This window comes from Novosphingobium sp. (assembly GCF_037133355.1).
Classification (GTDB): domain Bacteria; phylum Pseudomonadota; class Alphaproteobacteria; order Sphingomonadales; family Sphingomonadaceae; genus Novosphingobium.
Genome location: NZ_JBAXOI010000015.1, coordinates 90,950 through 117,586 on the forward strand (window position 1 = coordinate 90,950; position 26,637 = coordinate 117,586).

Sequence of the window (26,637 nt, forward strand, 5' to 3'; positions counted from 1 at the left end):
GCCCTTGGCAGGCCGCCCCGGCTGGAGTGAACGGGGAAGGTGGCCTCAGGCCGCCGCGCTTGCTTCGCCTTCGACTACGGTGAGCGGCTTTGCGCTGCCGCCGATCAGCACCTTCTTGGGCTTCATCGCCTCGGGCACCTCGCGCACGAGGTCGATGACGAGGAGGCCGTCGGCAAGATCGGCGCCTTCGACGCGGACGAAGTCGGCGAGTTCGAAGCGGCGCTCGAAGGCGCGGTTGGCGATGCCGACGTGCAGGAACTGCTTGTCTTCGGCTTCGGCGCGCTGGCCCTTGATCACCAGCAGGTTCTGCTGCGCGGTGATATCGAGGTCGTGCGACTTGAACCCGGCAACGGCGAGCGTGATCCGGTAGCTGTCATCACCGCGCCGTTCGATGTTGAACGGGGGGTAGTTGTCACCGGCATTGGCGCGGGCCTGGCGCTCTAGCAAGTCGAACAAGCGGTCGAAACCGACAGTCGAGCGGCGGTAGGGGGTGAAATCGAAACGATCCATCTGAGCAATCCTCGTGTTTGAGCAATCTGCAAAAAATGGGGCCCGCGTGCGGCGCCCCGGCTGGGTTTTCGGCCATGCCCGCCTTGCGGCGCATGACACGGACCACCATGTGTGTTAGCGATTTTGGGTTTTCAAGAGGTCCCGATGAGCGAAGCCGCAGCGCCAAGTCCGAACGTTGAAATCTACACCAAGTGGGGCTGCCCCTATTGCAGTCGCGCGCTGGCCCTGCTCGGGACCAAAGGGGTGAGCGTCACCGAATACGACATCACCTTCGGCGGCGAGAAGCGGACCGAAATGCTGGCGCGGGCGCCCCAAGCGCGCACAGTGCCGCAAATCTTCATCAACGGTACCCATGTCGGCGGTTCGGACGATCTTGCCGCGCTCGAGGCTGCAGGCAGGCTCGATCCGCTGCTTGCCGCATGAGCGCTGCAACGCGCCGCGTGGCGCTGTTGCAGATGACCACGGGCATCGATCCCGCCGCCAACGCCGCGACCATCGTGCGCGCGGTGGAGGAAGCGGCAGAGGCAGGCGCGGCCATGCTGTTCACGCCCGAGATGTCGGGCCTGCTCGACCGCGACCGGGCGCGGGGGGCGCGCCATATCGTGCCCGAGGCCGCCAATCCGGTGCTGGCCGCTGCGCGCGAGGCGGCGGGGCGTGCGGGGATATGGGTTCATCTCGGCAGTCTGGCCGTGCAAGCGGATGGGACGCGCTGGGCGAACCGGGCCTTCGTGATCGACCCGGCGGGCGAAATCGCCGCGCGCTACGACAAGATCCACATGTTCGACGTTGATCTGGCAAGCGGCGAGACTTGGCGCGAATCCGCAGCCTATCAGCCGGGCGAGGCGGTGGTGACAGTGGAATGTCCGCTCGGACGGCTGGGCCTTGCAATCTGCTACGACGTGCGCTTCCCCGCGCTGTTCGAGGAACTGGGGCGGCTGAAATGCGATGTGATCGCCATTCCCGCCGCCTTCACCGTGCCCACGGGCCGCGCGCACTGGCACTTGATGCAGCGGGCGCGGGCGGTTGAGGCAAGCGCCTTTGTCATCGCCGCGGCGCAAGTCGGCCGCCATGAAGACGGGCGCGAGACGTATGGCCACAGCCTCGTGATCGATCCCTGGGGTGAGGTGCTGCTCGACATGGGGGAGGGTGGGGGCCTCGGCTTTGCCGAGATCGACCTTGCCCGGATTGCCGAAGTGCGCGCGCAAGTACCCAGTCTTGCCAACCGCCGGGCTATACCTACATCGGCAAGACCATGATTGTGTTCGATCTTGAATGCCGCGCGGGCGGGCACCGGTTCGAGGGCTGGTTCGCATCGTCTGATGATTTTGCCAACCAGCAGGTGCGCGGGCTTGTGACTTGCCCGACCTGCGGCGCGCCCGAGGTGGACAAGGCGCTCTCCGCTCCGCGCCTTGCGCGCAAGGGCAACCAGCTTCCTGCCGAAACGCCCAAGGCGCGCGCCGTGCCGGCCGATATGGCGGCGCTCACCCAGCCCGTAACATCAGGCCCGCTGCCGCCCGAGGCTGCCGCCATGCTCAAGGCCATCGCCACTGTGCAGGCCGAAATGCTCAAGGCCTCGACATGGGTAGGCGAAAGCTTCGCCGACGACGCGCGGGCCATGCACTATGGCGAGAAGGACCCGGCACTGATCCATGGCCGCGCCAGCCAAGCCGAAGTGCAGGGCCTGATCGAGGAAGGCGTCCCTGTCGCGCCCGTGCTCGTACCAGTGGTGCCGCCAAGCGAGGTCAACTGAGCCAGCCCCGATTGCAAGAGGCGCGCAGTCCCCGTAAAGGGCTCGTCGGTTGCGCCCGTAGCTCAGCAGGATAGAGCACCAGATTCCTAATCTGGGGGCCATGGGTTCGAATCCCGTCGGGCGCACCAATCCCATGATCATCGCAAAGGGCAGGAAAGTGGCGCGCCCTGCAGGATTCGAACCTGCGGCCACCGGCTTAGAAGGCCGGTGCTCTATCCAGCTGAGCTAAGGGCGCGTGCCTCGTGCCTCATAAGGCCGCTTTGCGCGCTGCGCAAATCGCGTTAGCACCGGTTTCATGAGCAGCCACCACATTCCCCGCATCGAAGGCAGCGCCGGCGCGCGCCGCCATTTCCGCTATTTCGACTTCATGATGGCGGCCTTTGTCGCGATCCTGCTGCTGTCGAACCTGATCGGCGCGGCCAAGCTGACAAGCGTCTGGGGCTACACTTTCGGCGCAGGCATCCTGTTTTTCCCGGTATCCTATGTGCTGGGCGACGTGTTGACCGAAGTCTACGGCTATGCCCATGCGCGGCGCTGCGTGTGGGTGGGCTTCTTTGCCCTGCTGTTCATGGCGTTCATGAGCTTCGTGGTTGTCGCGATGCCGCCCGCGCCGGGTTGGGGCTGCGCTTCGAGCGGGGACCCGCGCTTTGCCGAGATCGTGGCGAAGACATCGGCCGGAGCGGTTTGCCAGACGACCTATGATTCGGTGTTCGGCAGCACCTGGCGCATCGTGCTTGCTTCGGTCACCGCGTTCTGGGCGGGCGAATTCGTCAATTCCTTCGTGCTCGCGCGGATGAAGGTGTGGACCGGGGGCAAGTATCTCTTCACCCGCACCTGGGGCTCGACGATTTTCGGGCAGGCGGTGGACAGCGTGCTGTTCTACCCCATCGCGTTTCTTGGCACCTGGGAGACGGCAGACGTGATCCACGTGATGATCACCAACTGGGCGATGAAAGTGCTCTGGGAGATCATCCTTACGCCCGCGACCTATGCCATCGTCGGCTTCCTCAAGCGGCAGGAAGGCGTCGACGTGTTCGATACCGACATCGACTTCTCGCCCTTCGCGGTCTCCGAGGACGCCTGATGATTTATATCGTCCTCAATGGCGGGGCGATTCCGGCCGCGACTTTGGCGGGGCTGCTGCTGGGTATCGTGTATCAGATCATCGCGGACCGCCGGCAGATCAGCGCCCGCAGCTGGGCGGGTAGCCTTGCCTTCGCGTTCCTGGCCGAAGCGTGGCTCTGCGCGATCCTGGCGGGCGCGCTGATCCTCGCGCCGCCCAAGGGCAGCGTGTGGACAATGACGGTTGGCAGTGCGGTGGTGATCTGGCTGGGGTTTGTGGTGCCGAGCCTTGCGGCGTCCTACCGCATGCGGGCGCAGCCGGTGCGGGCGGCGCTGGTCGATTGCGGGTACTGGCTGGTGGTGATGTTGGCGCAGGCCGTGATGCTGCGCGTGATCGGGCTGGTGCCGCCGCCGGTGTAGAATGGTCCTCCCTATTTTGGCGAAGCCCAAACAGGGAGGAGCCCGAGCGAAGCGATGGCGGAGTGGTTTTTCGCCTTTACCCCTCCGACCCGCCTTTGGCGGGCCACCTCCCCATTTGTACTTCGTGAAAATGGGGAGGATTTGCGTTCAGTCGGCGATGAGGCCGATGGCGAGGTAGATCAGGATCAGCGAGCCGAAGCCGACCAGCGTGCCGATCACCCAGGCGACGCGCACCAGTGTGACATCAAGGCCGAAGTAGTCGGCGATCCCGGCGGAAACGCCCATGATCTTGCCGCGCTGCTTGTTGAGACGGAAGCCCCGGGGGGCGGGCGATTGGACCCCATGGTCCTCGAAGCGCAGGTCGCTCATGCCGTGTACACCGAGTTCGAGGTGGTGTGCAGCGGGCTCTGCGCGGGCGCGGCGACGGTTCCGCCGATCATCGCGAAGGAGAGTGCGATGGCGATGGCGGCGCTGAAGATCGGGGCGCTGAAGGTGCGGATGGTGGTCATTGTCTGGGTCCTTTCCTGTGTTCGAATGTGGCGCCGTCCAGTCTGTCCGGCGGATGTCACAAGCTTTGCACGGGCCGTGCCAAATTGCGGGAATGGCTGAAAACTGCCATTTCATCTCGAATGGGCAAGGATCGACGATCCTGCTAATGCCAAGAAATGGGAAATTTCACTGACTATCAGGAGGGGCTGGCGCACAATCTTGGCGCTTGCCTTTTTTCGGTACCCGGCATAGGGGCATTTCATCCCGACATTGTGAAGGCAAAGTTTGGGCTGGCGCCGAAAGGGGCCGGCACCGCTCTCCTGCCTTTGCCGTTCCGGGCTGATGGAGCAGGCATGAACGATATCGCGCGCATTACCGAGATCGCCGGAGAAGAGGCAGCAAGCCTCGGCTTCGATCTCGTGCGCGTGCGTTATTTCAAGGGTGGCGAGATCGGCGACGAGGAGCACACGCTCCAGATCATGGCCGAGCGGCCCGAGACCGGCCAGCTGGTGATTGCCGATTGCGCCGCGCTTTCGCACCGCATTTCCGACCGGATCGATGCGCTGGAAGATGCAGGCCAAGTGCTGATCGCGGAGGCCTACCGGCTCGAGGTCAGTTCGCCCGGCATCGACCGCCCGCTCACCCGGGCCAAGGATTTTGCCGCCTGGATAGGGCACGAGGCGCGGATCGAGTTGGCCGAGCTGCTGGAAGGCCGCAAGCGCTTCCGGGGCGATCTCACCGGTTTCGAGCCTGCGGGCGAAGTTGTTTCGATCGAGGACGACGGCGTGGTATATACCGTGCCGTTCGGCCTCATCGCCAATGCCAAGCTTATCCTGACCGATAAGCTGATTGCCGCTTCCCGGCCGCTGGATGTCAGCGACGTGGATGACATTGTTGAGGAACAGGAAGACTAAGCCATGGCCAGTGCGATTTCCGCCAACCGTGCCGAACTGCTCGCGATTGCGAATGCGGTGGCGACCGAGAAGATGATCGACAAGTCCATCGTCATCGAGGCGATGGAAGAGGCGATCCAGAAATCGGCGCGCAACCGCTATGGCGCCGAGAACGACATCCGCGCCAAGCTCGATCCGCGCACCGGTGATCTGCGCCTGTGGCGCGTGGTCGAGGTGGTGGAAGAGGTCGAGGACTACTTCAAGCAGGTGGACCTCAAGGCGGCTGAAAAGCTCCAGCCGGGCGCGAAGGTCGGTGACTTCCTCGTCGATCCGCTGCCGCCGGTCGATCTGGGCCGTATCGATGCGCAGTCGGCCAAGCAGGTGATCTTCCAGAAGGTCCGCGATGCCGAGCGTGACCGCCAGTATGAAGAATTCAAGGACCGCGCCGGCGAAGTGATCACCGGCGTGATCAAGTCGGTCGAGTTCGGCCATGTGATCGTCAACCTTGGCCGCGCCGAGGGCGTGATCCGCCGCGACCAGCAGATCCCGCGCGAAGTGCCGCGAGTGGGCGAGCGCGTGCGGGCGTGGATCATGAAGGTCGAGCGCCAGAACCGTGGCCCGCAGATTTTCCTGAGCCGCGCGCACCCTGAATTCATGAAGAAGCTGTTCGCGCAGGAAGTGCCCGAAATCTACGACGGCATCATCGAGATCAAGGCCGCTGCCCGCGATCCGGGTTCGCGCGCGAAGATCGGCGTGATCAGCCGCGATTCCAGCATCGATCCGGTCGGCGCATGCGTCGGCATGAAGGGCAGCCGCGTGCAGGCCGTCGTGCAGGAACTGCAGGGCGAGAAGATCGACATCATCCCCTGGAGCGAGGACACCGCGACCTTCGTGGTGAACGCGCTGCAGCCCGCGACTGTGAGCCGTGTGGTGATTGACGAGGAAGAGAGCCGCATCGAGGTCGTCGTGCCCGATGACCAGCTTTCGCTCGCCATTGGCCGCCGTGGTCAGAACGTGCGTCTGGCTTCGTCGCTGACGGGTTCGGCGATCGACATCATGACCGAGGCGGAAGCTTCGGAGAAGCGCCAGAAGGAATTCGCCGAGCGCTCGAAGATGTTCGAGGAAGAGCTCGATGTGGACGAGACGCTCTCGCAGTTGCTGGTGGCCGAAGGCTTCAGCGAGTTGGAGGAAGTCGCCTATATCGATATCGCCGAACTCGCCGCGATCGAAGGTTTCGACGAGGAACTGGGCCAGGAACTGCAAAGCCGCGCTCTCGAGGCGCTGGAGCGCCGCGAGGAAGCACAGCGCGAGGAGCGCCGCGGTCTCGGCGTCGAGGACGCACTGGCAGAGCTTCCGCACCTGACCGAAGCGATGCTCGTCACGCTCGGCAAGGCGGGCATCAAGACGCTCGACGATCTGGCCGATCTTGCCACCGACGAACTCATCGCCAAGAAGCGCGGGGGCGAACAGCGCCGCCGGAGCAACAATAACGACACCCGCCGCGAGCGCTCCGAGCGCACCGAGGACAAGGGCGGCGTGCTTGGCGAATATGGCCTCTCGGAAGAGCAGGGCAACGAGATCATCATGGCCGCCCGCGCGCACTGGTTCGAAGACGAACCCGACACCGAGGAGGCCGCCCATGCGGAATCCTCACAATGAGGCGCTGAGCTTCGACAGAACTGGCGGCGAGCCGGCGGGAAAGCCTGAAAAGGGCGCCCAGCCGGAGCGCAAATGCGTGCTGACCGGGCGGCTTGACGCGCGCGGTGAGTTGGTGCGCCTGGCCGTTTCGCCCACCGGCGACGTGCTGCCCGATGCTCTGGCGCGCGCGCCTGGGCGTGGGGCCTGGATCGGCGTGACCGAGGCAGCGCTGGAAACCGCGGTCGCCAATGGCAAGCTGCGCGGCGCTCTGGCGCGGGCGTTCAAGGGCGCGACGCTGGCCATTCCGGCGGACCTTGCCGCGCGCACCCGCGCCGCGCTGACCCGGGCGCTGACTGATCGCCTCGGCATGGAGCTCAAGGCCGGGAACATGCTGCTTGGCACCGAGAAGATCGCACAGGGTGCACGCGCCGGAGCGGTCACGTGGCTCGGCCATGCCAGCGATGCAGGCAGCGACGGCCCGAACAAGCTGGCACAGGCCTGGCGCGTGGGCGAAGAGGCCGAAGGTTCCGGCCGCAAGGGCATGATCTTGCCGCTGGACCGGGCGGCGCTGTCTGTGGCATTGGGCCGCGACAATGTGGTTCATCTGGCGCTGACCGATGCCGCCGCGACTGAACGGGTCGCGGTGCCGCTGCGGCGCCTCCTGCATTTTCTCGGGCCTGAGCGGGACGAGGTGGGCGCTGCTTCAGCTGCGCCCCAAGTTATTGATACGAAGGGTACATGAGTTCGATGAGCGATGACAAGAAGCCGACGCTGGGCCGCAGGCCGCTTGGCCTGAAGACTTCGGTCGAGGCAGGCGAGGTCAAGCAGACCTTCAGCCACGGGCGCACCAACAAGGTTGTCGTCGAGGTCAAGCGGCGCAAACTGATGCCGCGCACCCCGGGCGAGGCGGCTGCGGCCGCGGCTGCGGCTGCTGAAGCCCCGGTTGCCGCTCCCGCTCCCGCGCCTGCACCTCAGCCGGTCCGCGCGCCCGCTCCGCCCCCGCCGCCGCCCGCCGCCTCGCGCGAGACGCGGCAGGAGATGCAGACCCGTCTGCTTCGCGAAGCCGAAGAAGCCCGCCAGTTGGCGCTTGAAGCCGCGAACCGCCGCGAGCAGGAAGAGCGCCAGCGCGCCGCCGAGGAAGCGCGCCGCGCTCTCGAAGCGCGCCGGGCAGGCGAGGTGGAAGCGTCTGCCGAGCCTGTTGCTGCTCCGGTCGAGGCTGCGGCCCCTGTTGCCGAAATTCCTGCTGCTCCCGCTGTGCCTGAAACGCTCGAGACGCCCGAAGTGCCCGCTGCGCCGACCGCCGTCGAGCCTGAGAGCGAGGCTGCGGCCGAACCCGCGCAGTCGACCGCGCCGCGCCGTTTCACGCCCGTTGTGGCGCCCAAGCGCCCCGAGCCGCAGGCCAAGAAGCCCGCGCACGCCCCGCGCGACAAGGGTGCGGGCGACCGCCGACAGGCGGGCAAGCTCACCGTCAGCCGCGCCCTTAACGAGGACGAGGGCGCCCGCGCGCGCAGCCTCGCCGCGCTCAAGCGGGCGCGCGAGAAAGAGCGCCGCGCGCACTTTGCCGGCCAGTCGCAGCCGCGCGAGAAGCAGGTCCGCGATGTTGTGGTGCCCGAAGGCATCACGGTTCAGGACCTTGCCAACCGCATGGCTGAAAAGGCTGCGGACCTGGTGAAGGCGCTGTTCAAGATGGGCATGATGGTCACCATCAACCAGACCATCGATCAGGATACCGCCGAGCTGCTCGTCACCGAATTCGGCCACAATATCAAGCGTGTGTCGGATTCGGATGTCGACATTGACTCCGCTGCCGACGTCGATATCGACGAGACGCTGCAGCCGCGCCCGCCGGTGGTCACGATCATGGGCCATGTCGACCACGGCAAGACCAGCCTGCTCGACGCGCTGCGCGGCACCGACGTGGTGCGCGGCGAAGCAGGCGGCATCACGCAGCATATCGGCGCCTATCAGATCAAGACCAAGGCCGGTGATCACATCACCTTCCTTGATACGCCCGGCCACGAGGCCTTCACCGAAATGCGCATGCGCGGTGCCAATGTTACCGACATCGTCATTCTGGTCGTGGCGGCGGACGACGGGATCATGCCGCAGACGATCGAGGCGATCAATCACACCAAGGCCGCCGGCGTGCCGATGATCGTGGCGATCACCAAGGCCGACAAGCACGAGGCGAACCCGCAGAAGATCCGCGAACGTCTGCTCGAGCACGAAATCGTGGTCGAGGAAATGTCGGGTGATGTGCAGGATGTCGAGGTTTCGGCCAAGACCGGGATGGGCATGGACGATCTCATCGAGAAGATCCTGCTCCAGGCCGAACTGCTCGAATTGCGCGCAAATCCGGACCGCGCGGCCGAAGCGACCGTGATCGAGGCCAAGCTCGACAAGGGCAAGGGTCCGCTGGCGACCGTGCTGGTCAACCGCGGCACACTCAAGGTCGGCGACATTCTGGTCGTTGGCACCCAGTCGGGCCGCGTGCGCGCGATGCTCGATGACAAGGGCCGCCAGATCAAGGAAGCGCCGCCTTCGCTGCCGGTCGAAGTGCTCGGCCTCGGCGGCGTGCCGATGGCCGGTGACACGTTGACCGTGGTGGAGAACGAGGCCCGCGCCCGCGAGGTAGCCGCCTACCGCCAGGAACGCGCCACTGCCAAGCGCACCGCGCAGGCGCCGACCAGCCTCGAGAACATGTTCTCCGCGCTGGCGGCCAAGCAGACCGTCATCGAGTATCCGGTTGTGATCAAGGCCGACGTGCAAGGGTCGACCGAAGCGATCGTCAACGCGCTCAACCGCATTTCGACCGACGAGATCAAGGTGCGCATCCTCGCTTCGGGCGTTGGCGCGATCACCGAGAGCGACGTCAACCTCGCGCAAGCGAGCGGCGCGCCGATCATCGGCTTCAACGTGCGCCCGAATGCCAAGGCGCGCGAACTGGTCGAACGCTTCAAGGTGCGGATGAAGTACTTCGACGTGATCTATCAGCTGACCGACGACATCCGCCTAGAAATGGCCGGCCAGCTCGGGCCGGAGCGGATCGAGACCGTGGTCGGCCGCGCCGAGGTCAAGGAAGTGTTCCCCGCCGGCAAGCGCGACAAGGCCGCGGGTCTGCTCGTGGTCGAGGGCTTCATCCGCAAGGGCATCAACGCGCGCCTTACGCGTCAGGACGTCATCATTTCGCAGACCGTCATCCACTCGCTGCGCCGCTTCAAGGACGACGTGCCCGAAGTGCGTGCGGGCCTCGAGTGCGGTGTGGTTCTGGCCGATACGAACGATGTGAAGCCGGGCGACCAGCTTGAAGTCTTTGAGGTCGAGGAGCGCGTACGGACGCTGTGATCTGCAGGTGCTGCCGGGGGCCGACTGCCATTGTGGTGGCAGTTCCGCTTTTCATTTGGCCCGGCGCAAAGGACTGACGGTATTCGATTCCATTGATCATATCTCTTCCGAGGTCGCTACCGGTGACAGAAGGGACGGTGATTTGTGTGGAATTGAATACTGTCGTGATTCTGGTGATCGGCGTTGCCACCCTCGTGGTCGGCATCGTCGGTCTGATGGTCAAGCTTATAGAGCTCGGCCGGAAGTAAACCGGTGAGGGGGTTGGCGCTGCAACGCCGGCCCCCAAAACGAAAAGAACCCGGACGCTGCAACGTCCGGGCTCCGGGATGGTGAAGTGGAACTTCTACCGTCGTGATGCCGGGTCAATGGCACGGGATTGTGAAAAAATCAAGATGCCCCGCTACGTAGCATTGCTTGGCTCGATCAATGTAGGCGGCAATCGCCTGACGATGGCGGAGCTGCGTGCGGCTTTCGAGAGCGAGGGTTTCACGAACGTCGAGACCGTGGTGGCTAGCGGCAATGTGCTGTTCGATCATGACGAACGGCCGACGCGGGGCCTTGAGGAAAAGCTCGAACACCTCGTGCGCGCCAAGTTCGATATGCGCAGCATTGTCGCCGTGAGGAGCGCCGAGGAGATCCGCAGCGCGATCGAGGACAATCCCTTCACCGGGCACGGCGCGGACGGCGAGGTGCATACCGTGTTCCTTGATGGCGAAGTCGATCCGGCGCAGTTCAGGGTCCTGGTCGAGGACCAGGCCGGGCGCGGCCCCGAAAGGCTCGCGTCCGGCCCCCGCGCGCTCTATATTGACTTTGTCGGGGGTGTCGCGGGCAGTCGGCTGACGGGGGCCTTCCTTGAGCGCCGGCTCGGGAGGCGCGGCACGGCGCGCAATGTGCGTTCGCTCGCGCGCATTCTGACGAAGATGCGGTAAAGGACGAAGACCCATGGCAAAGCAGCCCGCATCCCCTGAGACCCGATCGGTCCGCCTGCTAAGGGTGGGCGAGCAGGTCCGCCACATCCTTTCCGAGTTGCTGATGCGGCAGGAAGTGCACGACGAGGTGCTCACGGCGCATTCGGTCTCGGTGACGGAGGTGCGCATGTCGCCCGATCTGCGCCACGCCACAGCCTATATCAAGCCGCTGCTTGGCGCGAACGAGGAGGCGGTGCTGAAGGCACTTCGCACCAATACCGCGTTCTTCCAGAAGGAAGTGGCCCAGCGCCTGCGCCTCAAGTACGCGGCGAAGATCAAGTTCCTGGCGGACGAAAGCTTCGATGTGGCGAGCCATATCGACGCGCTGCTGGCTGACCCCAAGGTTCAGCGTGATCTGAATACGGAGGATTGAAGCCTTGACGTGGATGAAGCAGGCCATGCTCTGGCTACTGATGTTGCTGTCGGCTCCGGCAATGGCGCAGAACGCCGCGATAATGGACCCGCCGCGCGATGCCGCCCACCCGCCGCGACCGGTGGCCTTCGTCTTTCCTTCGCCAGACGGCAATGGTGCGATGAACGCCCTGCTTTGGCTTGCGGGCGGTCCAGGGCCGCACCCTGCACTACTGTTGTTCCACGGCTTTCCGGGCAACGAACAGAACCTCGACCTCGCACAGGCGGCGCGGCGCGCCGGATGGCACGTCCTTACGCTGCATTACCGGGGCAGCTGGGGCAGCACAGGCGATTTCAGCTTCACCCATGCCGCGCAGGATGCGCACACTGCGCTGGCGTGGCTGCGCAACCCCGCCAACGCAGCGAAGTTCGGCATCGATTCCCATCGAATCGCAGTTGCCGGCCATTCGATGGGCGGTTTCATGGCCAGTGATGCCGCCGCTGACGATCCGGCGGTGATCGGCCTGTTTCTGATCGATGCCTGGTACATCGGAAAATACGGTGCGAAGACTGCAACGGCGGCGGGGCTAGCCGAATGGAGCAAGGCCCACGTGGATGACATTCCGCCGCTGGCGGGAGCGACCGTGGATGGTCTGGCTAAAGAAGTGCGGGAAAATGCTGCCCGGTTCGATCTCAAGGCGCGGGTGCTCGCCTACGGGCCGAGGCCTCTGGCGATTTACGGGGCTGCATCGGCTCTCGGGTCCGATAACCTCGATATCCTGAATGCTGCTGTGCAGGCGGGTAACATCCATGCCTCAGGCGGTCTGTGGGATACTGACCATAGCTTCTCAGACCGCCGCATCGCCCTCGCGTCAAATCTGGTCGACTGGCTGGCGAGGCTGCCTTAACCCGGCACCATCCGCGCGCGGATCGTCACGTTGACCATCGCGCCGATGATCCACGGGAACGCCGTCATGCCGAATTGGCGCCGGTCGATCACGCCGGTGCCGACAATGGAAATCGGCTGCGTGCCGCCGGTGGAGAAGGGCGGGACTGAAAACGTCACGGCAAGCTTGATCGGCCGCGTCACGCCGCGGGCGGTGATGTCGCCCTCCACGGTCGCGGTGCGATCGCCGATCATCTTCAGATGCCGCCCTACAAAGCGCACCGTGGGGTGGCGGGCCACATCGAAGAACTGCCTGCCTTTCAGCGTCTTGGTCTGCGAATCCCCGGTGGTGAGGGTCCGCGCGTCGATATCGACCACCATGTCGAGCGCTTCGAGATTGGCGAAGGAAAGATTGAACGTGCCCGACATGTCCGGGAACTTCGCGGTCTTGGAGGCAATGCCCAAGAAGGCGACCTTGGCATCGACGTGGCTGGCGCTGCGGTCGATCACATAGCGCAGATCGCCCGCCGCGCCTTGCGCTGGTTGGAGCATGGTCAGCACTGCGGCGAGCGTGATCAGCAGGCGGGAAAGCAGGCGGGCCATGGGAATCCTTGTTGCGCTGTCGGTGTGAACAGACCGTGACGATGATACAACGGATGGGGGGCCCAATGCATTCGCCGCATTTTTGCGGGCGGCGCTGCCTGCCGGTGCTTGGCTTTCGCCGAGCAATGCCTATGTGACGAGGGGTATGGCAAGCCTCCCTTTCCGCCACCCCTCCAGGGCCGCCGCGCAATGAGCGATGCGGCGCTCTATGTTCCGCTTGCAGCGGACGATCTCAGCCTGGAGCCACTGGCCGAGGCGCACCGCGAGGGGCTGCGGGCCGCTTGTGCCCAGGATAGCGAGATATGGGAGGTCTACCCATTCTGCTACATCGGCGACCACTTCGATCCGCAGTTTGACAGCCTGCTGGCCGGCGGGCCGGGGCGGCGGGTCTATGCCGTGCTGCTTGAAGGCCGGATAGTAGGAATGACCGCGTGGATCGCATTCGGCGATCCGGGCTGGTCTGTCGAGATCGGCAACAGCTTCATCCTGCCCAGCTTGCGCAGCACCGGCTTCAACCGGCGCTTGAAGCGGTTGATGATCGATCACGCCTTCGCCTGTGGAATCGAGCGGGTGGTATTCAAGGTCGATGTGATCAACACCCGCAGCCGTGCCGCCGTGCGCAAGCTGGGCGCGCAGGAGGAGGGCATCATGCGCCGCGAGCGCAAGACCTGGACGGGGCGCGTCCGCGATACGGTGATCTACGGCTTGCTGAAGGAAGACTGGCAGGCCGCGCAGCCATGAACAGCACACTTTATCTGGCGGCCACCTTGGTCGTGCCGATGGTTTTTGCCATCGTTCTGCACGAGATTGCCCACGGCTGGGCGGCGCGCCTGCTGGGCGATCCGACTGCTTATGAGCGTGGGCGCCTGAGCCTCAATCCGTTGAAGCATGTTGATCCGATGGGCACGCTGATCCTGCCCGCCGCGCTCAAGCTGATGGGCCTGCCGGTGTTCGGCTGGGCCAAGCCGGTGCCGGTAAGCTATGCGCGGCTGCGCCATCCCAAGCGCGACATGGCGTTTGTCGCGGCGGCAGGTCCGGCGACCAACTTTTTGCTGGCGGCGCTGGCGGCGGTGGCGTTCGGGCTGCTGCTGCGGGTGGTCGATCCGCAGGGGACGCCGGGGCCGACGACCCTATTCGTGGCGGACAATCTCCAGAACTTCATCGCGATCAACGTGTTTCTCGGCACGTTCAACCTCCTGCCGCTGCCGCCGTTCGATGGCTCGCGCATCGTGCGGGGGCTGGCCCCGGCGGCGGGGGTGCGGCTGCTTGACCGGATTGAGCCCATCGGCATTCCGCTGTTCATGGCGGTGTTCATCGTGCTGCCTTGGCTGGTGCCGGGTCTGCATATCGTGGACCGGCTTGTCGGTCCGCCGATGGAATGGATGCTGGGGCTGTTCGAGCATATCGTGGCGTTTGCTGCGGGGCCCGAACTCGATTGACGCCCAAGGCATGACCAGCGGCTGGATCATTCTCGACAAACCGCTGGGGCTGGGCTCGACCCAGGCGGTGGCGGCGGTGAAGCGCAACTTGCGCGAAGCGGGCCTTGGCAAGCCGCGCGTAGGTCATGGCGGCACGCTTGATCCGCTGGCGACGGGCGTGCTCCCGATTGCGGTGGGCGAGGCAACCAAGCTTGCCGGGCGGATGCTCGATGCTTCAAAGGAGTACGAGTTCACCTTGCAGTTCGGTCGGGAGACCGACACGCTTGATCTTGAAGGCAGGGTCATCGCCACAAGCAACTGCCAGCCCGGTTTCGGCGCGCTGGAAAAAGTGATCGAGGACCACTTCACCGGTGTGATCGAGCAGGTGCCGCCTGCCTATTCGGCGCTGATGATCGACGGGCAGCGGGCTTATGATCGTGCGCGCGCGGGCGAGCAGGTCGATATGCCGACCCGCACGGTCACCATCCATGGCTGGGAATACGTGGCAGAGGGTTTCGCGGGGGAATGGGACGCGAGCGAACAGTACGCCACTTTGCGTGTCAGGGTTTCCAAGGGCACCTATATCCGCAGCCTTGCGCGCGATATCGCACATGCCCTCGGCACCGTTGGCCACGTGACCATACTGCGCCGCCTGCGCGCGGGTCCGTTCGGCTTGCCTCAAGCGATTTCGCTGGACAAACTGAACGATGTGGGTAAGGGCGCACCCCTTGAACATGTACTCTTGCCGCTGGAGGCAGGGCTGGTCGACATCCCGGCTCTTGACCTTTCGCCCGAGCAGACAAGAGCGGTCCGTCAGGGCCGCGTTCTTGACGGGCTGCCCCATACCGACGGGCTTTACTGGGTGCGCAGCGGCGGAACGCCGGTCGCGTTGGTAGAGCTTTCAGGCTCCGTCCTGACCGTCGCGCGGGGGTTCAACCTTCCCGATGTCGCGGAGTAAGTACAATGTCGATTAGCGCTGAAAAGAAGCAGGAAGTCATTGCAGGCAATGCGCGCGGCACGAATGACACGGGCTCGCCCGAAGTTCAGGTCGCGATCCTCACCAGCCGCATCCAGACCCTGACCGAGCACTTCAAGGCTCACCACAAGGACAACCATTCGCGCCGCGGGCTGCTGATGATGGTCAACAAGCGGCGCTCGCTGCTCGACTATCTGAAGAAGAAGGATGTTGAGCGCTACAATGCCCTCATCCAGAAGCTCGGTCTGCGCAAGTAACCAAGCGGAAAGCGGCCCCACACGGGCCGCTTTTTGCATGTGGCGTCCGTCCGGCAATCCGGCTGGCGGGCGCATCCCCTGGGGCCAGAGAAGCGCCCCGCACCGGACCGGGACGGCACACCCGGCAGCAAACCCCGCGCGCAATAGGGCGGCGGGCTGAAGGAAGACACATGTTCGACGTCAAGACAGTATCGCTGGAGTGGGGCGGCAAGACCCTCACTCTGGAAACCGGCCGCATTGCCCGTCAGGCTGACGGCGCGGTCCTCGCCACCTATGGCGAAACCGTTGTGCTCTGCGCGGTGACTGCCGCCAAGAAGGTCAAGGAAGGCCAGGACTTCTTCCCGCTGACCGTGCACTATCAGGAAAAGTTCTCGTCCGCCGGGCGTATCCCGGGCGGCTTCTTCAAGCGCGAGCGCGGCGCGACGGAAAAGGAAACGCTGGTTTCCCGCCTGATCGATCGCCCGGTGCGCCCGCTGTTCCCCGAAGGCTTCTACAACGAGATCAACGTCATTGCCCAGGTGCTGAGCTATGACGGCGAGACCGAGCCCGATATCGTCGCGATGATCGCGGCCTCGGCTGCGCTCACCATCTCGGGCGTGCCCTTCATGGGCCCGATCGGCGCGGCGCGCGTCGGCTTCAAGGACGGCGAATACCAGCTCAACCCGTCGATGGCGCAGGTTGCCGAAGGCCGCCTCGATCTCGTCGTCGCTGCCACCGGCGGCGCGGTGATGATGGTGGAATCGGAAGCCAAGGAACTGACCGAGGACGAAATGCTCGGCGCCGTGGTCTTCGCGCATGACGAGATCCGCAAGGTCGTGAACGCGATCATCGATCTCGCCGAGAAGGCCGCCAAGGAGCCTTGGGAAATCGATCTCACCGACAACACGGCTGATATCAAGAAGAAGCTCAAGGACATCGTCGGCGCGGACGTTGCTGCCGCCTACAAGCTCACCGACAAGTCGGCCCGTTCGAACGCGCTGAACGAAGCGCGGGCCAAGGCCAAGGAAGCCTTTGCCGCCGAAGGTCCGCAGACCCAGATGGTCGCGATGAAGACCATGAAGAAGGTCGAGGCCGATATCGTGCGCGGCGCCATCCTCAAGGACGGCACGCGTATCGACGGGCGTACCACGACGCAGGTCCGCCCGATCGAATCGATCGTCGGCTTCCTGCCGCGCACGCACGGTTCCTCGCTCTTCACGCGCGGTGAAACGCAGGCGATCTGCACCACCACGCTGGGCACCAAGGACGCCGAGCAGATGATCGACGGTCTCGACGGCCTGTCGTACCAGCGCTTCATGCTGCACTACAACTTCCCGCCGTACTCGGTTGGCGAAGTTGGCCGTTTCGGTGCTCCCGGCCGCCGCGAAGTGGGTCACGGCAAGCTCGCGTGGCGCGCGCTCAACCCCGTGCTGCCGACCAAGGATGCGTTCCCCTACACGATCCGCGTTCTTTCGGACATCACCGAGTCCAACGGCTCGTCCTCGATGGCGACCGTCTGCGGCGGCTGCCTTTCGATGATGGACGCCGGCGTTCCGATCGAACGTCCGGTTTCGGGCATCGCGATGGGCCTGATCCTGGAAGGTGACGAGTTCGCCGTCCTGTCCGACATCCTTGGCGACGAGGATCACCTCGGCGACATGGACTTCAAGGTGGCCGGCACGAGCGCTGGCATCACCACGATGCAGATGGACATCAAGATCGCGGGCATCACGCGCGAGATCATGGCCAAGGCGCTGTCGCAGGCTTCGGAAGGCCGTGCGCACATCCTGAACGAGATGACCAAGGCCCTGGGTTCGGCTCGTACCGAGCTTTCGGCCCACGCTCCGCGCATCGAGTCGATCCAGATCGACAAGTCGAAGATCCGCGAAGTGATCGGCACCGGCGGCAAGGTGATCCGCGAGATCGTCGCCGAAACCGGCGCCAAGGTCGACATTGACGACGAGGGCCTGATCAAGATCAGCTCGTCCGACATCAACCAGATCGAGGCTGCGAAGAAGTGGATCCTCGGCATCGTGGAAGAAGCCGAAGTCGGCAAGATCTACGATGGCAAGGTCGTGAACATCGTCGATTTCGGCGCGTTCGTGAACTTCATGGGCGGCAAGGACGGTCTCGTCCACGTCTCCGAGATGCGCAACGAGCGGGTCGAGAAGCCCACCGATGTGGTCAAGGAAGGCCAGGCCGTGAAGGTCAAGGTGCTCGAGATCGATCCGCGCGGCAAGGTTCGCCTGTCCATGCGCGTCGTCGATCAGGAAACCGGTGCCGAGCTCGAAGACACCCGTCCGCCGCGCGAACCGCGCGAGCCGCGTGGCGATCGCGGCGATCGCGGCGGTGACCGTCGCGGCCCGGGCGGCCCGCGCGGTGATCGTGGCCCCCGCCGTGATGGCGGCGGCGGCCGTGATCGCGGTCCGCGCCGTGAAGGCGGCGAGGGCGGCGGTGATCACATGCCGGCTTTCCTCAAGTCGGACGACTGATCGCGTCAGCCGGCAAGGCAGACACAGAGAGGGCGGCGGAGCGATCCGCCGCCCTTTGCTGTTTCGGGCTTGGCGCAATTGCAGCGCGGCATCTGGCGCGAGGCAGCGCAGCGGCAGGCCTTTATCGACCGGCAGCACAAGGATGTGGATGTCTACCTTGCCAATAGAGCCAAACTCACGTTCGGCGAATTGCTGGCAGCTTTGCCTCGTCCCGAAACGCCGGATAACCAACCCAATATCCACAAGGCCGGCGATGGCTTTTTCCTCTCCGACAACGGGTATTCAAGCAGGCAGATAAATCTGCCCGATCGCTGGACCATACGCTTTGCCAGTGATCACGGCACGGTCGCTGCGGTTGAAGAGCAGGCCAACGCGAGCGCCGCTGCGTTCACCCGTACGAAGGGATCTGGTCACTTCATCATCGAAATGCAGCGAAAGATCGAGCGGTTCAACCGTATGCTGAACGGCCCTTTCGCTGGCCATGATGTGCCTTACGGCCTTGAAGCGCAGCTCACCATCCGCATAGTCAGGTCCGATGCGCTTCCGGACGACCTGAAGGGCGCCGAATTGCGGATCGTTGATGCACAGAAAGTGCTCGCCGATTTCGCCGCCGCGCACCCGAAGCAGGGGACATGATCCGATTGCCCGAGACGATCGCTCTTGCCGCCAAGTGGCAAGACATCGCATGATGCATTGAACCGGGGCGGGAGAAGCGGGACATGCGGCTGAAGCGTACAAAAGGCGTGATCATGGCGGGGCTGCTAGCCTCATCGGGCGCGGCGCTGGCCTGCGCCGATGTGGGCTGCGAGCCGGTGTGGTCGCTGTTTGGCGGCGCGCAGGCCTGCAACAACCGCGTGGTGATCACGCCCGGCAACGACAGCCGGGTCAATCTGCTGGCGCTGCTGCGCGATTCGGCAGGGCTGGGGCTTATCGGGCCGGTGCAGGGTGGGGGCGATTACCTCAAGCTTGAATATGACGAGGACAACTTCGGGCACAGTTTTCTCGACTGGGGAATGATCACGCGCCACTGGGTGCCCCAGATCGATCCGGCAACTTATGTGCCGCCGGTAGGGACATGCGACATCTACGGGTCGGCCTCGCCCGGTTTTGTGGCCGCGCTGGGGGCCAACCGCGCACTTTCCGAAGCGGAGCGCGGTACTCTCACGCAGGCGCGGGAAAAGCTCGTCGCGCGCTGCTCCGATACCGCGCTGCCCAAGGTCCTCCCGTCAGTGACGGTGACGAGTGCGCCGGCCAAGGCCTTCCTCGGGTATCTTGCCGCGTCTGATGATTTCTACGGCGAGCGCTACGGCGAGGCTGCGGGTGGCTATACCGCGCTCGTCGGCGCGCCCGACCCATGGGTTGCCGAAACCGCGCGCTACATGATTGCACGGGCCGAGCTTGGCGCGGCGCTGGCGCATAGTGTTGACGAATATGGCTCTTTCAATGGTCTGAAGGGGGTCGACAAATCTGCCGCCCTGCGCGCCAGCGCAGCGCTTGCCGACTACCTCAAGACCTATCCCGCCGGGCGCTATGCCGCATCGGCGCGCGGCCTGGAGCGGCGGGCGATGTGGCTCAGCGCTGATTTTGCGCGCCTTGGCGAACGCTATGAAAGCGAGCTGGCAAGTGCACCGCGCGAGGGCGCTCCCCTGATCGACATCATCAACGAAGTCGATGGCAAGTTCCTCTCCACGAGCGACAATCCCGATCCCTTGGGCGGGGGCCTCATGATGCTGGCGGCGGCCGATCTCATGCGCATGCGCGTGTCCGATCCGGGCGATCCCTACGATCTGGGACAGGGGGACACCACGATCGACGCCGCGACGCTCGCCGGCCAGCAGGCGCGGTTCGCGCGTGCACCGCAGCTCTATGCCTTCGTCCTCGCCAACCACGCGTTCTACGTGGCCAAGGACTACGCGCGGGTCCTCCAACTCATTCCTGACGATGCGCGTCAACCCTCCTTCACCCCACTCGCCTTCAGCCGTCAGGTGCTGCGCGGGCAGGCGCTGGCGGCCAAGGGCGACCCCAACGAAGCGGGCTTCTGGCTCGAACTGCTCGGCGGCGCGAAGGACTTGTGGCAGCGCCCGACGGTCGAGCTGGGCCTTGCGATGAACTGGGAGCGCCATGGCAAGCTGGCCGATGTCTTCGCGCCCGGCTCGCCGATCACCGACCGCATGATACGCGAGATCCTGATCGCGCATTCGGCTGGCCCCGCGCTGCTGCGCAGCGCCGCGCTCGATGCCGCGCGGCCCCAGCACGAGCGTGATGCCGCGCTGTTCACGCTGCTCTACAAGCAGCTGAGCCGGGGCGATTATGCCGGCTTCGGGAGCAATCTCGGGCTGGTACGCGGCGATGCGCCGGTGGAAGGGCTGATGACGTTTGCGAACGGCGAGCCGATCGCGCTCGGGCTCTTCACCAAGGGCCGCACCGCGCAGGCGGGTTTTGCCTGCCCCGCGCTTTCCGCCACAGCTGCTGCGCTCGCGGCGAACCCGCGCGATATCCATGCGCGCATGTGCCTGGGCGAGTTCTGGCGGCTGGGCGGCTTTGACCAATATACCGAGCTCGACAAGGCGCCGCCGCGTCCGCAACTGGGCGGCGTGGCCAACGCCTTTCCCGGCACGCCCCTGCCGCGCGGCACCATCTACGCTGCGATCATTGCCGACCCGCGCAGCGTAGCCGATGACCGCGCCTATGCCCTTTACCGCGCGGTCATGTGCTACGGCCCCTCGGGCTACAACAGCTGCGGCGGAGCCGATGTGCCGCTCACGCAGCGCAAGGCCTGGCATGACCGGCTCAAGCGCGACTTTCCGAAGAGCCCCTGGGCGCAGAAGCTGAAGTACTATTGGTGAGGGCAGCGGCGGCGGCGCTGCTTGCTGCATTGGCGCTCGCAGGCTGTCGGCGCGATGCACCGGTGCCGCTTGTCGATCCGGCGCATTACGACGAGTTCTTCCTCTGGGCAGGAGTGCCGCCGCCACCTGCGGTGGCAAGTGCCAAGGTGCTTTATATTCTCGGCGGCGAGATCCGGCATGGCGGGCCGGTGCGGCTCGTTGGCATGCGCGCGGGCGTGCCGCATGTACCGCGCGCCGCACTATGGCTCACTGTGCGGACCGAGCGGCTCGACTGGGACGGCGCGACGTGGGCTGCCGTGCGCGCGATGCTTGCCCGGTGGCGCGCGGCGGGCAACCGGCTGGAGGGGCTGCAGATCGATTTCGATGCCGCGACGCCGGGGCTGGACCGCTACCGTGCGTTCCTCGAACAGGTACGCCACGAACTGCCCCGGGGCACGCGGCTATCGATCACCGGCCTGCTCGACTGGAGTGCCAACGGCGATCCGGCAGAGTTGGCGCGGCTCGGCGGGCTGGTCGACGAGGTGGTGATCCAGACTTATCAGGGGCGTCATACGATCCCCGGCTATACCCAGTGGTTCCGCCATATCGACCGCCTGCCAATGACCCACAAGATTGCGCTTGTCGAAAGGGGGGAATGGACGCCGCCACCCGCGCTCGCGCGCGATGCGCGCTTTGCCGGCTACGTCGTGTTCCTGCTCAAGCCGCCTGCGCCTGGGGATCGGGCGTCTCGCCGGCCCTGAGAATGCGGTTTCGGCCCGATTGCTTAGCTATGTAGAGCGCCTCGTCCGCGGCCTTGAGCGCGGCGCTGCGGTCGGGATAGGCAAAGACATCGGCGATCCCGCCCGAGAAGGTGATCCGCCCGAACGGCGTATCGTTGGCCCGGTTGACGAGGCGCCGCTCGGCAATCTCCGCACGTGCCGAGTCTAGCTTCTTCCAGGCCATGTCGACTGTGTGGTTGCGCCAGATCACCGCAAATTCCTCGCCGCCGTGCCGCGCGACAAAGCATCGCGCATCGGCGATGCGGTTCAGCGTCTCGCCGACAAACTTGAGCACGCGGTCGCCCGCCGGGTGGCCGTGGGTATCGTTCACCCGCTTGAAGTGGTCGATATCGACGAAAGCGACGCACAGCGATTCGTTCGCGGCCTGGGCCTCGCGGACTTCGCGCTCGAGCATATGGTCGAAGGCGCGGCGGTTGGGCAGCCCGGTCAAGTGATCCATATCGGCCAGTCGCCGCGTTTCATCGAGCGAGGTCTGCAGCGCCTCGGCGCGGCGCTCGCTGCAGGCTAGCTCGGTCTCGATGGTCATGGTGCGTTCCATCATCGCACGGGTCAGCGCGGCAAGCTCGGTGATGACCACGCCCGCGCGGCCAACGCCCTCAAGGTCATCGACATGGCGCTGCAAGGCGCTGCTGTAGGCGTTGGTCGCCGAGCGCGCGCCTTTCGCGGTGCGGCTGAACTCATCGAGGCTGTCTTCCAGCCGGCCCATCAGGACGGCGAATGCCTCGCTGTTCTTGTCGTTGCTGCTCTCGCCGCGCTGCTCTTCCAGCCAGCCGAGCGAGATCGGCAGGCCTTTTTCGGTGCGCTCGAGAATCTGCTGCGCGAGGCGCGGCGCGCCGCCGGTGACGCACTCATAAGCGATGCTCATCGTCGCCGGCAGGATGTCGAGATCATGGTCGATCAGGAAATCGGTGATCCTGCTCATCATGCGCCGCTTGGCTGGCAGCCACACTTCACGCGCGGTCGGATCGCGCGATCCGGGCGCCGGGGTAGCCGGGGCAGATCCAGGCTCGGCAGCGTCGGCATCGGCGCTGCCGCTGAACCATTGCCACCACCGCGCCCGGCGCGATCCTTCGTCTCTCGATTCGTCGGTCATGCCCCCCAGAACGGCAGGCAGGGTGCAAAGTTAACCACAAGTGCCGGGTGTAACCCCTGAGAACTGTGCGGTTTTTAGACCGGATCGGACTGTTTGCCTGCCCTGATTCAGCGCACCCTGGGGCCGCCGAAGGGCATCGGCGGCGGCGGACGGCGATGGCCGCGCGGCAGCTGTGCCTGATAGGCGCGACCGCAATGCTCCACGCAATAGGGGAAGCCGGGGTTCACCTTCTCGCCGCAGAAGTGGAAGTCGGGCTCACCGGGATGGCCCATCGGCCAGCGGCAGATGCGGTCGTTGAGATCGAGCAGCCCGGTTTTGTCAGCCACTTCCTGGCTCGGCCGCGCGGGCACGAGGCGGCGGGGCGGGGCAGGAGGGATCGGTGCCTGCTGGTCACCGGGGCCCTGGCGCAGGAAGCCGCCGGGGCCGACCGAGACGATGCGCGGCTGGGGCGCAGGGGCCGGGGTATCGGTCGGAGCGGCAGCCGCCGGTGCAGCAGCGGCAGGAGCCGGGGTAGGTTCGGCCGGAGCGGCAGGCTGGCGCGGAGCAGGGGCTGCGGCTTCGCGCACCGGAGCCGGGGCGGCGGGCGGGACAGGACGCGGGGCTGCGACGCGCGGTTCGGGCGAGGCAGCCGGCTCTGCCGGGGCACGCGGCGGCTTGGGCTGCGCCGCCTCGCTCTTTTCGTTCGGCTTGACCGGGGAGGGCCGCGCCTTGAGCCCGAGGCGGTGCGCCTTGCCGATCACGGCATTGCGGCTCACGCCGCCCAGTTCCTCGGCGATCTGGCTGGCGGTCGCGCCGCCTTCCCACATCTTGGTCAGCTTTTCGATCCGCTCGTCGGTCCAACTCATGCCGTCTTCAATCCTTCAGAACATGCCCTGCGCGCCGGATTGGTCGCCGGGCTCCGCGCGGCCCTTGCGGGCAGCCGGTGCAATGCCTTGCCTTGATCCTGCATGCGCGATACCGCACCGTGCATGGCCGATCAACCGATGCCCCAAACCGGGACCGCTTCCTTCCGTGAACAACCCAGTGGAGCAGGCGATTTCCCGCCGCCCGGGCAGCTGCGTTTCCGCAGCATCAATCGCTTGGGGCTGTGGACCCTCTATATGAAGGAGGTGCGCCGTTTCTTCAAGGTGCAGACCCAGACGATCTGGGCACCTGCGGTGACGACGCTGCTTTATCTCATGATCTTCACGCTCGCGTTGGGCGGAGGTGGCCGCGTGGTGCTGGGCGTGCCCTTTGCCACCTTCGTTGCGCCCGGGCTCATCGCCATGGGCATGATCAACAATGCCTTTGCCAATTCGAGCTTCGGGCTGCTGGTCGGCAAGATCCAGGGCACGATCATCGATTATCTGATGCCGCCGATCTCCAATGCCGAGCTGATCCTCGCGCTGGTGGCCGCCGCCGTCACGCGCGCGATCCTGGTTGGCCTTGCGGTGGCGGCGGCCATGGCGTTCTGGCCGGGAGTCAACCTCACCGTCCATCACCCATGGGCGGTGATCTGGTTCGGCCTGATGGGATCGATCCTGCTGGCGCTGATCGGCGTGCTGACATCGCTCTGGGCGGAAAAGTTCGATCACAATGCCGCGATCACCAACTTTGTGATTACCCCGATGTCGATGCTTTCGGGCACGTTTTACGTGATCAGCAACCTCTCGCCCACGTTCCAGACGATCAGCCGCTTCAATCCGATCTTCTACGTGATCTCGGGCTTCCGCTTCGGGTTCCTCGGCCAGAGCGACATCGGCACGACCAACGAGGCGGTGCTCCAAGGCGCGATCGGGCTTGGCGTGCTCAACCTCGTTCTGTGGGTCGGCATTTACTACGTGTTCCAGACGGGCTGGAAGCTCAAGGCCTGAACCGGGCCAGCCCCTCGGCGCTGCCTCTCAGTGCGAGAGACCGCGCCGCAGGCGGTACCGCCCCTCGCGGAAAGCTTCGAACATCTCGTGCACCGAAGGATGGTCCACCGGACCCGCTTCGGCGTCGGCAAGCAGGTTTTGCTGGCTGACATAGGCAACGTAGCTGTTCTCGTCGTTCTCGGCGAGGAGGTGGTAGAAGGGCTGTTCGCGCGGGGGGCGAATTTCAGCGGGGATCGATTCGTACCATTCCTCGCTGTTGGCGAAGACCGGGTCGATATCGAAGATCACGCCGCGAAAATCGAACAGCTTGTGCCGAACGACATCGCCAATCGCAAAGCGCGCTCTGGAGACATGGGGGGCCGAGATCTGGCGACCGGCCTGGGGCGAAAAGAAACTCGCTCGATCCATACTCGCGAATATAGGGGGCTCGCGGGCAGGAAACAAGCGAGCCTTGGTGCAATCCCCGTGGATTGTAGGGCAGGTGTCACATGTTTCCCCTTGGCAAGCGCGGGGCCATGCGCTAACGGCGCGCTTCCTCGACCGGGACGGCAATTGCCGGCTCCAAGACACTTCGCGGAGAGGTGGCAGAGTGGTCGAATGCACCGCACTCGAAATGCGGCATACCCGCGAGGGTATCCAGGGTTCGAATCCCTGCCTCTCCGCCAAGTGGCCTCGTTCCGTCCGGTATGCTTTCATGGGCTAGAGCCTTGGTGCAAGATGGCGCCCCGATAAACGGCTCGTTTGGCGCTTGATCGTAACTTGTATTTGCGCTTGAACAGCGTCGTGTAGGCTGAAAAGTTGGCGCGTATCGCTCGTCGTGGCGCGCCTTCCATGTTCTTCTTCGTCGTTCCTGTAGCGCTTGCGAGGGATGCCGTGGTGCCGAGATTTGCCCTTTTGGTCGCGTCGTTCCTGGCGGCGCTTGCGTTGCCGCTTGCCGCAAGAGCGCAGACTTACGAGAGCACTGTTCAGCCGGAGATGCTGCGGATTCCCTTCGCGCCGCCTGTCGGGCAACGGCTGGACTATGAGGTCGACATCACCCGAACTGGCGAAGGAAAGTCGCGAACAACGCGCCTGTATCAGGCGTTGCAATTCGAGAGGATTGAGTCGGGATATCTGCTGACCATTGCGACCACCCGGATGGTCAATGAAAACAGCGCGATCGACCTATCAAGTGGTGCGGGCGCAGATCGTGTTCCGGTCGATTTGCGTCCGCTCACGATGCCAGTCACACTTGAGGTAACTGTCGAAGGCGCGATAAGCCGCGTTCGCGATTGGCCAAGCTTGCAAAGGTCTATCGCTGGAATACCTGCGGCTATTGCTGCAACCGTGGCGCCGGCCAAGCGGGCAACCGCAGTGACTTTGGCTCGGCGCGTACTTGCCCCCTATGCGTCAATGACGGCGGAGCAGGCGCCCGACGCCGTTCTGAAAGGCTGGCCGTCCTTGCTTGGATTGGGCGGGTTGGAGCTGATTTCGGGGCGGCCCTACCAATCCGAGGTCGCTTCGCAATCGCCCATGATCTCGGTCGAAATTCCCGTGACGCAGGTGGTCACGCTGACTGTGACCAGCGAAGGTCTTTTTCATCTGGTGCAGCGAAGTCAGCCAGACGAGGAGAAAGCGGGACTGGCGATCTCGCAGTATCTGGATCGCGTCGGCGCGAACCTGAACGCGGCACAAAAGGCCAATCTGGCGCGAGCCGGTCAGCGGTTCCGCGCCATGAAGACACGAATTTCCAACGACATTGATCTAGACCGCCAGTCCGGCATTGTCCGCCGGGCGCGGATGGAACGCTGGATCTCACTTCCCGGCATGGGCGAAGGCACTGACGTTATTGCTGTTTCGCGGATAGAGTAAGTCCGCATCAGCTCTTCGCGACTATGTGCATCCGGCGCTGCCCGCCCCCTTAACCTTTCTCGCAAGCCTCGATGTATCGGCGAATTTCAAGGCCGACATCCTCGATCGGCGCGTAGTAGCCGTGGTGACCTGCCCCCCGGCAGTCCCTCAGTCATAACGAGAGTCCAGCGGTTAAATA

The 26,637-nt window shown here is 64.8% G+C and carries 29 protein-coding genes and 3 tRNA genes; 24 read left to right on the forward strand and 8 right to left on the reverse strand.

The window, feature by feature from the left end; genetic code table 11:
- Nucleotides 1-45: 45 nt before the first annotated feature.
- On the reverse strand, nucleotides 46-510 hold the full coding sequence (locus WCL10_RS14935; protein ID WP_336896458.1) for an Hsp20 family protein: 465 nt from the start codon (nucleotides 508-510) through the stop codon (nucleotides 46-48).
- Between the two features lie 144 nt (nucleotides 511-654).
- Here WCL10_RS14935 and grxC point away from each other — a divergent pair, with 144 nt between their 5' ends.
- The 4 genes from grxC to WCL10_RS14955 all read left to right on the forward strand — a co-directional run bounded on the left by grxC (nucleotide 655) and on the right by WCL10_RS14955 (nucleotide 2,388).
- On the forward strand, nucleotides 655-933 hold the full coding sequence (gene grxC / locus WCL10_RS14940; RefSeq protein ID WP_336896459.1) for a glutaredoxin 3: 279 nt from the start codon (nucleotides 655-657) through the stop codon (nucleotides 931-933).
- Nucleotides 930-1,766 carry a carbon-nitrogen hydrolase family protein gene (locus WCL10_RS14945; protein WP_336896460.1) on the forward strand — a complete coding sequence of 279 codons (837 nt, stop codon included), beginning with the start codon at nucleotides 930-932 and terminating at the stop codon, nucleotides 1,764-1,766. The genes grxC and WCL10_RS14945 overlap by 4 nt, the downstream gene beginning before the upstream one ends.
- Nucleotides 1,763-2,260, forward strand: coding sequence for a DUF1178 family protein (locus WCL10_RS14950; protein WP_336896461.1), 498 nt, complete (start codon nucleotides 1,763-1,765; stop codon nucleotides 2,258-2,260). The genes WCL10_RS14945 and WCL10_RS14950 overlap by 4 nt, the downstream gene beginning before the upstream one ends.
- 51 nt (nucleotides 2,261-2,311) lie before the next feature.
- Nucleotides 2,312-2,388: transfer RNA gene (locus WCL10_RS14955), tRNA-Arg, on the forward strand.
- A 30-nt stretch (nucleotides 2,389-2,418) separates the two neighbouring features.
- Here WCL10_RS14955 and WCL10_RS14960 read toward each other — a convergent pair.
- Nucleotides 2,419-2,495 (reverse strand) — tRNA-Arg (locus tag WCL10_RS14960).
- A 60-nt stretch (nucleotides 2,496-2,555) separates the two neighbouring features.
- Between WCL10_RS14960 and WCL10_RS14965 the strand changes: the two genes are divergently transcribed.
- Nucleotides 2,556-3,344 (forward strand): queuosine precursor transporter, encoded by a 789-nt coding sequence (locus tag WCL10_RS14965; protein ID WP_336896462.1) that lies wholly within the window; start codon nucleotides 2,556-2,558, stop codon nucleotides 3,342-3,344.
- Nucleotides 3,344-3,742 (forward strand): DUF1761 domain-containing protein, encoded by a 399-nt coding sequence (locus WCL10_RS14970; RefSeq protein WP_336896463.1) that lies wholly within the window; start codon nucleotides 3,344-3,346, stop codon nucleotides 3,740-3,742. The genes WCL10_RS14965 and WCL10_RS14970 overlap by 1 nt, the downstream gene beginning before the upstream one ends.
- A gap of 147 nt (nucleotides 3,743-3,889) precedes the next feature.
- Here WCL10_RS14970 and WCL10_RS14975 read toward each other — a convergent pair whose 3' ends face one another.
- Both WCL10_RS14975 and WCL10_RS14980 read right to left on the reverse strand, forming a co-directional pair.
- Entirely contained in the window at nucleotides 3,890-4,111 is a 222-nt protein-coding gene (locus WCL10_RS14975; RefSeq protein WP_336896464.1) for a PspC domain-containing protein, read from the reverse strand.
- Nucleotides 4,108-4,251, reverse strand: coding sequence for a hypothetical protein (locus WCL10_RS14980; protein WP_336896465.1), 144 nt, complete (start codon nucleotides 4,249-4,251; stop codon nucleotides 4,108-4,110). Before WCL10_RS14980 ends, WCL10_RS14975 begins: the two co-directional genes overlap by 4 nt.
- A gap of 333 nt (nucleotides 4,252-4,584) precedes the next feature.
- On the opposite strand from WCL10_RS14980, the gene rimP reads away from it, so the two are divergent.
- From rimP to WCL10_RS15015, 7 genes are all read left to right on the forward strand, one after another.
- Nucleotides 4,585-5,145, forward strand: coding sequence for a ribosome maturation protein RimP (gene rimP / locus WCL10_RS14985; RefSeq protein WP_336896466.1), 561 nt, complete (start codon nucleotides 4,585-4,587; stop codon nucleotides 5,143-5,145).
- A 3-nt stretch (nucleotides 5,146-5,148) separates the two neighbouring features.
- Nucleotides 5,149-6,783 carry a transcription termination factor NusA gene (gene nusA, locus WCL10_RS14990; RefSeq protein ID WP_336896467.1) on the forward strand — a complete coding sequence of 545 codons (1,635 nt, stop codon included), beginning with the start codon at nucleotides 5,149-5,151 and terminating at the stop codon, nucleotides 6,781-6,783.
- Nucleotides 6,764-7,504 carry a DUF448 domain-containing protein gene (locus WCL10_RS14995; RefSeq protein ID WP_336896468.1) on the forward strand — a complete coding sequence of 247 codons (741 nt, stop codon included), beginning with the start codon at nucleotides 6,764-6,766 and terminating at the stop codon, nucleotides 7,502-7,504. The genes nusA and WCL10_RS14995 overlap by 20 nt, the downstream gene beginning before the upstream one ends.
- Before the next feature lie 5 nt (nucleotides 7,505-7,509).
- Nucleotides 7,510-10,107: a translation initiation factor IF-2 gene (gene infB / locus WCL10_RS15000; protein ID WP_336896490.1), complete on the forward strand. Its 2,598-nt coding sequence runs from the start codon at nucleotides 7,510-7,512 to the stop codon at nucleotides 10,105-10,107.
- A 392-nt stretch (nucleotides 10,108-10,499) separates the two neighbouring features.
- Entirely contained in the window at nucleotides 10,500-11,036 is a 537-nt protein-coding gene (locus WCL10_RS15005; protein WP_336896469.1) for a DUF1697 domain-containing protein, read from the forward strand.
- Nucleotides 11,037-11,049: 13 nt separating this feature from the next.
- Nucleotides 11,050-11,448, forward strand: a complete 399-nt coding sequence (gene rbfA, locus WCL10_RS15010; protein WP_336896470.1) for a 30S ribosome-binding factor RbfA — start codon at nucleotides 11,050-11,052, stop codon at nucleotides 11,446-11,448.
- Nucleotides 11,449-11,461: 13 nt separating this feature from the next.
- On the forward strand, nucleotides 11,462-12,334 hold the full coding sequence (locus WCL10_RS15015) for an alpha/beta hydrolase (protein ID WP_336896491.1): 873 nt from the start codon (nucleotides 11,462-11,464) through the stop codon (nucleotides 12,332-12,334).
- On the opposite strand, the gene WCL10_RS15020 is transcribed toward WCL10_RS15015, so the two are convergent.
- The gene (locus WCL10_RS15020) at nucleotides 12,331-12,915 is read right to left on the reverse strand and encodes a YceI family protein (RefSeq protein WP_336896471.1); all 585 of its coding nucleotides are present in this window, start codon (nucleotides 12,913-12,915) and stop codon (nucleotides 12,331-12,333) included. The genes WCL10_RS15015 and WCL10_RS15020 overlap by 4 nt on opposite strands.
- Nucleotides 12,916-13,104: 189 nt before the next feature.
- Here WCL10_RS15020 and WCL10_RS15025 point away from each other — a divergent pair, with 189 nt between their 5' ends.
- The 8 genes from WCL10_RS15025 to WCL10_RS15060 all read left to right on the forward strand — a co-directional run bounded on the left by WCL10_RS15025 (nucleotide 13,105) and on the right by WCL10_RS15060 (nucleotide 21,623).
- Entirely contained in the window at nucleotides 13,105-13,656 is a 552-nt protein-coding gene (locus tag WCL10_RS15025) for a GNAT family protein (protein ID WP_336896472.1), read from the forward strand.
- Entirely contained in the window at nucleotides 13,653-14,354 is a 702-nt protein-coding gene (locus WCL10_RS15030) for a site-2 protease family protein (RefSeq protein ID WP_336896473.1), read from the forward strand. Before WCL10_RS15025 ends, WCL10_RS15030 begins: the two co-directional genes overlap by 4 nt.
- Before the next feature lie 10 nt (nucleotides 14,355-14,364).
- Complete coding sequence (gene truB, locus WCL10_RS15035; protein WP_336896474.1) at nucleotides 14,365-15,291, forward strand: tRNA pseudouridine(55) synthase TruB; 927 nt, start codon at nucleotides 14,365-14,367, stop codon at nucleotides 15,289-15,291.
- A 5-nt stretch (nucleotides 15,292-15,296) separates the two neighbouring features.
- The gene (rpsO, locus tag WCL10_RS15040) at nucleotides 15,297-15,566 is read left to right on the forward strand and encodes a 30S ribosomal protein S15 (protein WP_336896475.1); all 270 of its coding nucleotides are present in this window, start codon (nucleotides 15,297-15,299) and stop codon (nucleotides 15,564-15,566) included.
- Between the two features lie 170 nt (nucleotides 15,567-15,736).
- Nucleotides 15,737-18,037: a polyribonucleotide nucleotidyltransferase gene (gene pnp / locus WCL10_RS15045; RefSeq protein ID WP_336896476.1), complete on the forward strand. Its 2,301-nt coding sequence runs from the start codon at nucleotides 15,737-15,739 to the stop codon at nucleotides 18,035-18,037.
- Between the two features lie 69 nt (nucleotides 18,038-18,106).
- Nucleotides 18,107-18,673: a hypothetical protein gene (locus WCL10_RS15050; protein WP_336896477.1), complete on the forward strand. Its 567-nt coding sequence runs from the start codon at nucleotides 18,107-18,109 to the stop codon at nucleotides 18,671-18,673.
- Between the two features lie 83 nt (nucleotides 18,674-18,756).
- Nucleotides 18,757-20,883: a hypothetical protein gene (locus WCL10_RS15055; RefSeq protein ID WP_336896478.1), complete on the forward strand. Its 2,127-nt coding sequence runs from the start codon at nucleotides 18,757-18,759 to the stop codon at nucleotides 20,881-20,883.
- On the forward strand, nucleotides 20,880-21,623 hold the full coding sequence (locus WCL10_RS15060) for a DUF3142 domain-containing protein (RefSeq protein WP_336896492.1): 744 nt from the start codon (nucleotides 20,880-20,882) through the stop codon (nucleotides 21,621-21,623). The genes WCL10_RS15055 and WCL10_RS15060 overlap by 4 nt, the downstream gene beginning before the upstream one ends.
- On the opposite strand, the gene WCL10_RS15065 is transcribed toward WCL10_RS15060, so the two are convergent.
- Both WCL10_RS15065 and WCL10_RS15070 read right to left on the reverse strand, forming a co-directional pair.
- Nucleotides 21,580-22,755, reverse strand: coding sequence for a GGDEF domain-containing protein (locus WCL10_RS15065; protein WP_336896479.1), 1,176 nt, complete (start codon nucleotides 22,753-22,755; stop codon nucleotides 21,580-21,582). The two genes, WCL10_RS15060 and WCL10_RS15065, sit on opposite strands and share 44 nt — an antisense overlap.
- A gap of 107 nt (nucleotides 22,756-22,862) precedes the next feature.
- On the reverse strand, nucleotides 22,863-23,600 hold the full coding sequence (locus WCL10_RS15070; RefSeq protein WP_336896480.1) for a GcrA family cell cycle regulator: 738 nt from the start codon (nucleotides 23,598-23,600) through the stop codon (nucleotides 22,863-22,865).
- 102 nt (nucleotides 23,601-23,702) lie between these two features.
- On the opposite strand from WCL10_RS15070, the gene WCL10_RS15075 reads away from it, so the two are divergent.
- Nucleotides 23,703-24,608 carry an ABC transporter permease gene (locus WCL10_RS15075; protein WP_336896481.1) on the forward strand — a complete coding sequence of 302 codons (906 nt, stop codon included), beginning with the start codon at nucleotides 23,703-23,705 and terminating at the stop codon, nucleotides 24,606-24,608.
- Between the two features lie 27 nt (nucleotides 24,609-24,635).
- Here the strand turns inward: WCL10_RS15075 and hspQ are convergent, their stop codons facing one another.
- A complete protein-coding gene (hspQ, locus tag WCL10_RS15080) occupies nucleotides 24,636-25,016 on the reverse strand; it encodes a heat shock protein HspQ (RefSeq protein WP_336896482.1) in 381 nt (126 codons plus the stop codon).
- Between the two features lie 167 nt (nucleotides 25,017-25,183).
- On the opposite strand from hspQ, the gene WCL10_RS15085 reads away from it, so the two are divergent.
- A tRNA-Ser gene (locus WCL10_RS15085) sits at nucleotides 25,184-25,273 on the forward strand.
- 166 nt (nucleotides 25,274-25,439) lie between these two features.
- Nucleotides 25,440-26,459 carry a hypothetical protein gene (locus tag WCL10_RS15090; protein ID WP_336896483.1) on the forward strand — a complete coding sequence of 340 codons (1,020 nt, stop codon included), beginning with the start codon at nucleotides 25,440-25,442 and terminating at the stop codon, nucleotides 26,457-26,459.
- Nucleotides 26,460-26,637 lie beyond the last annotated feature (178 nt).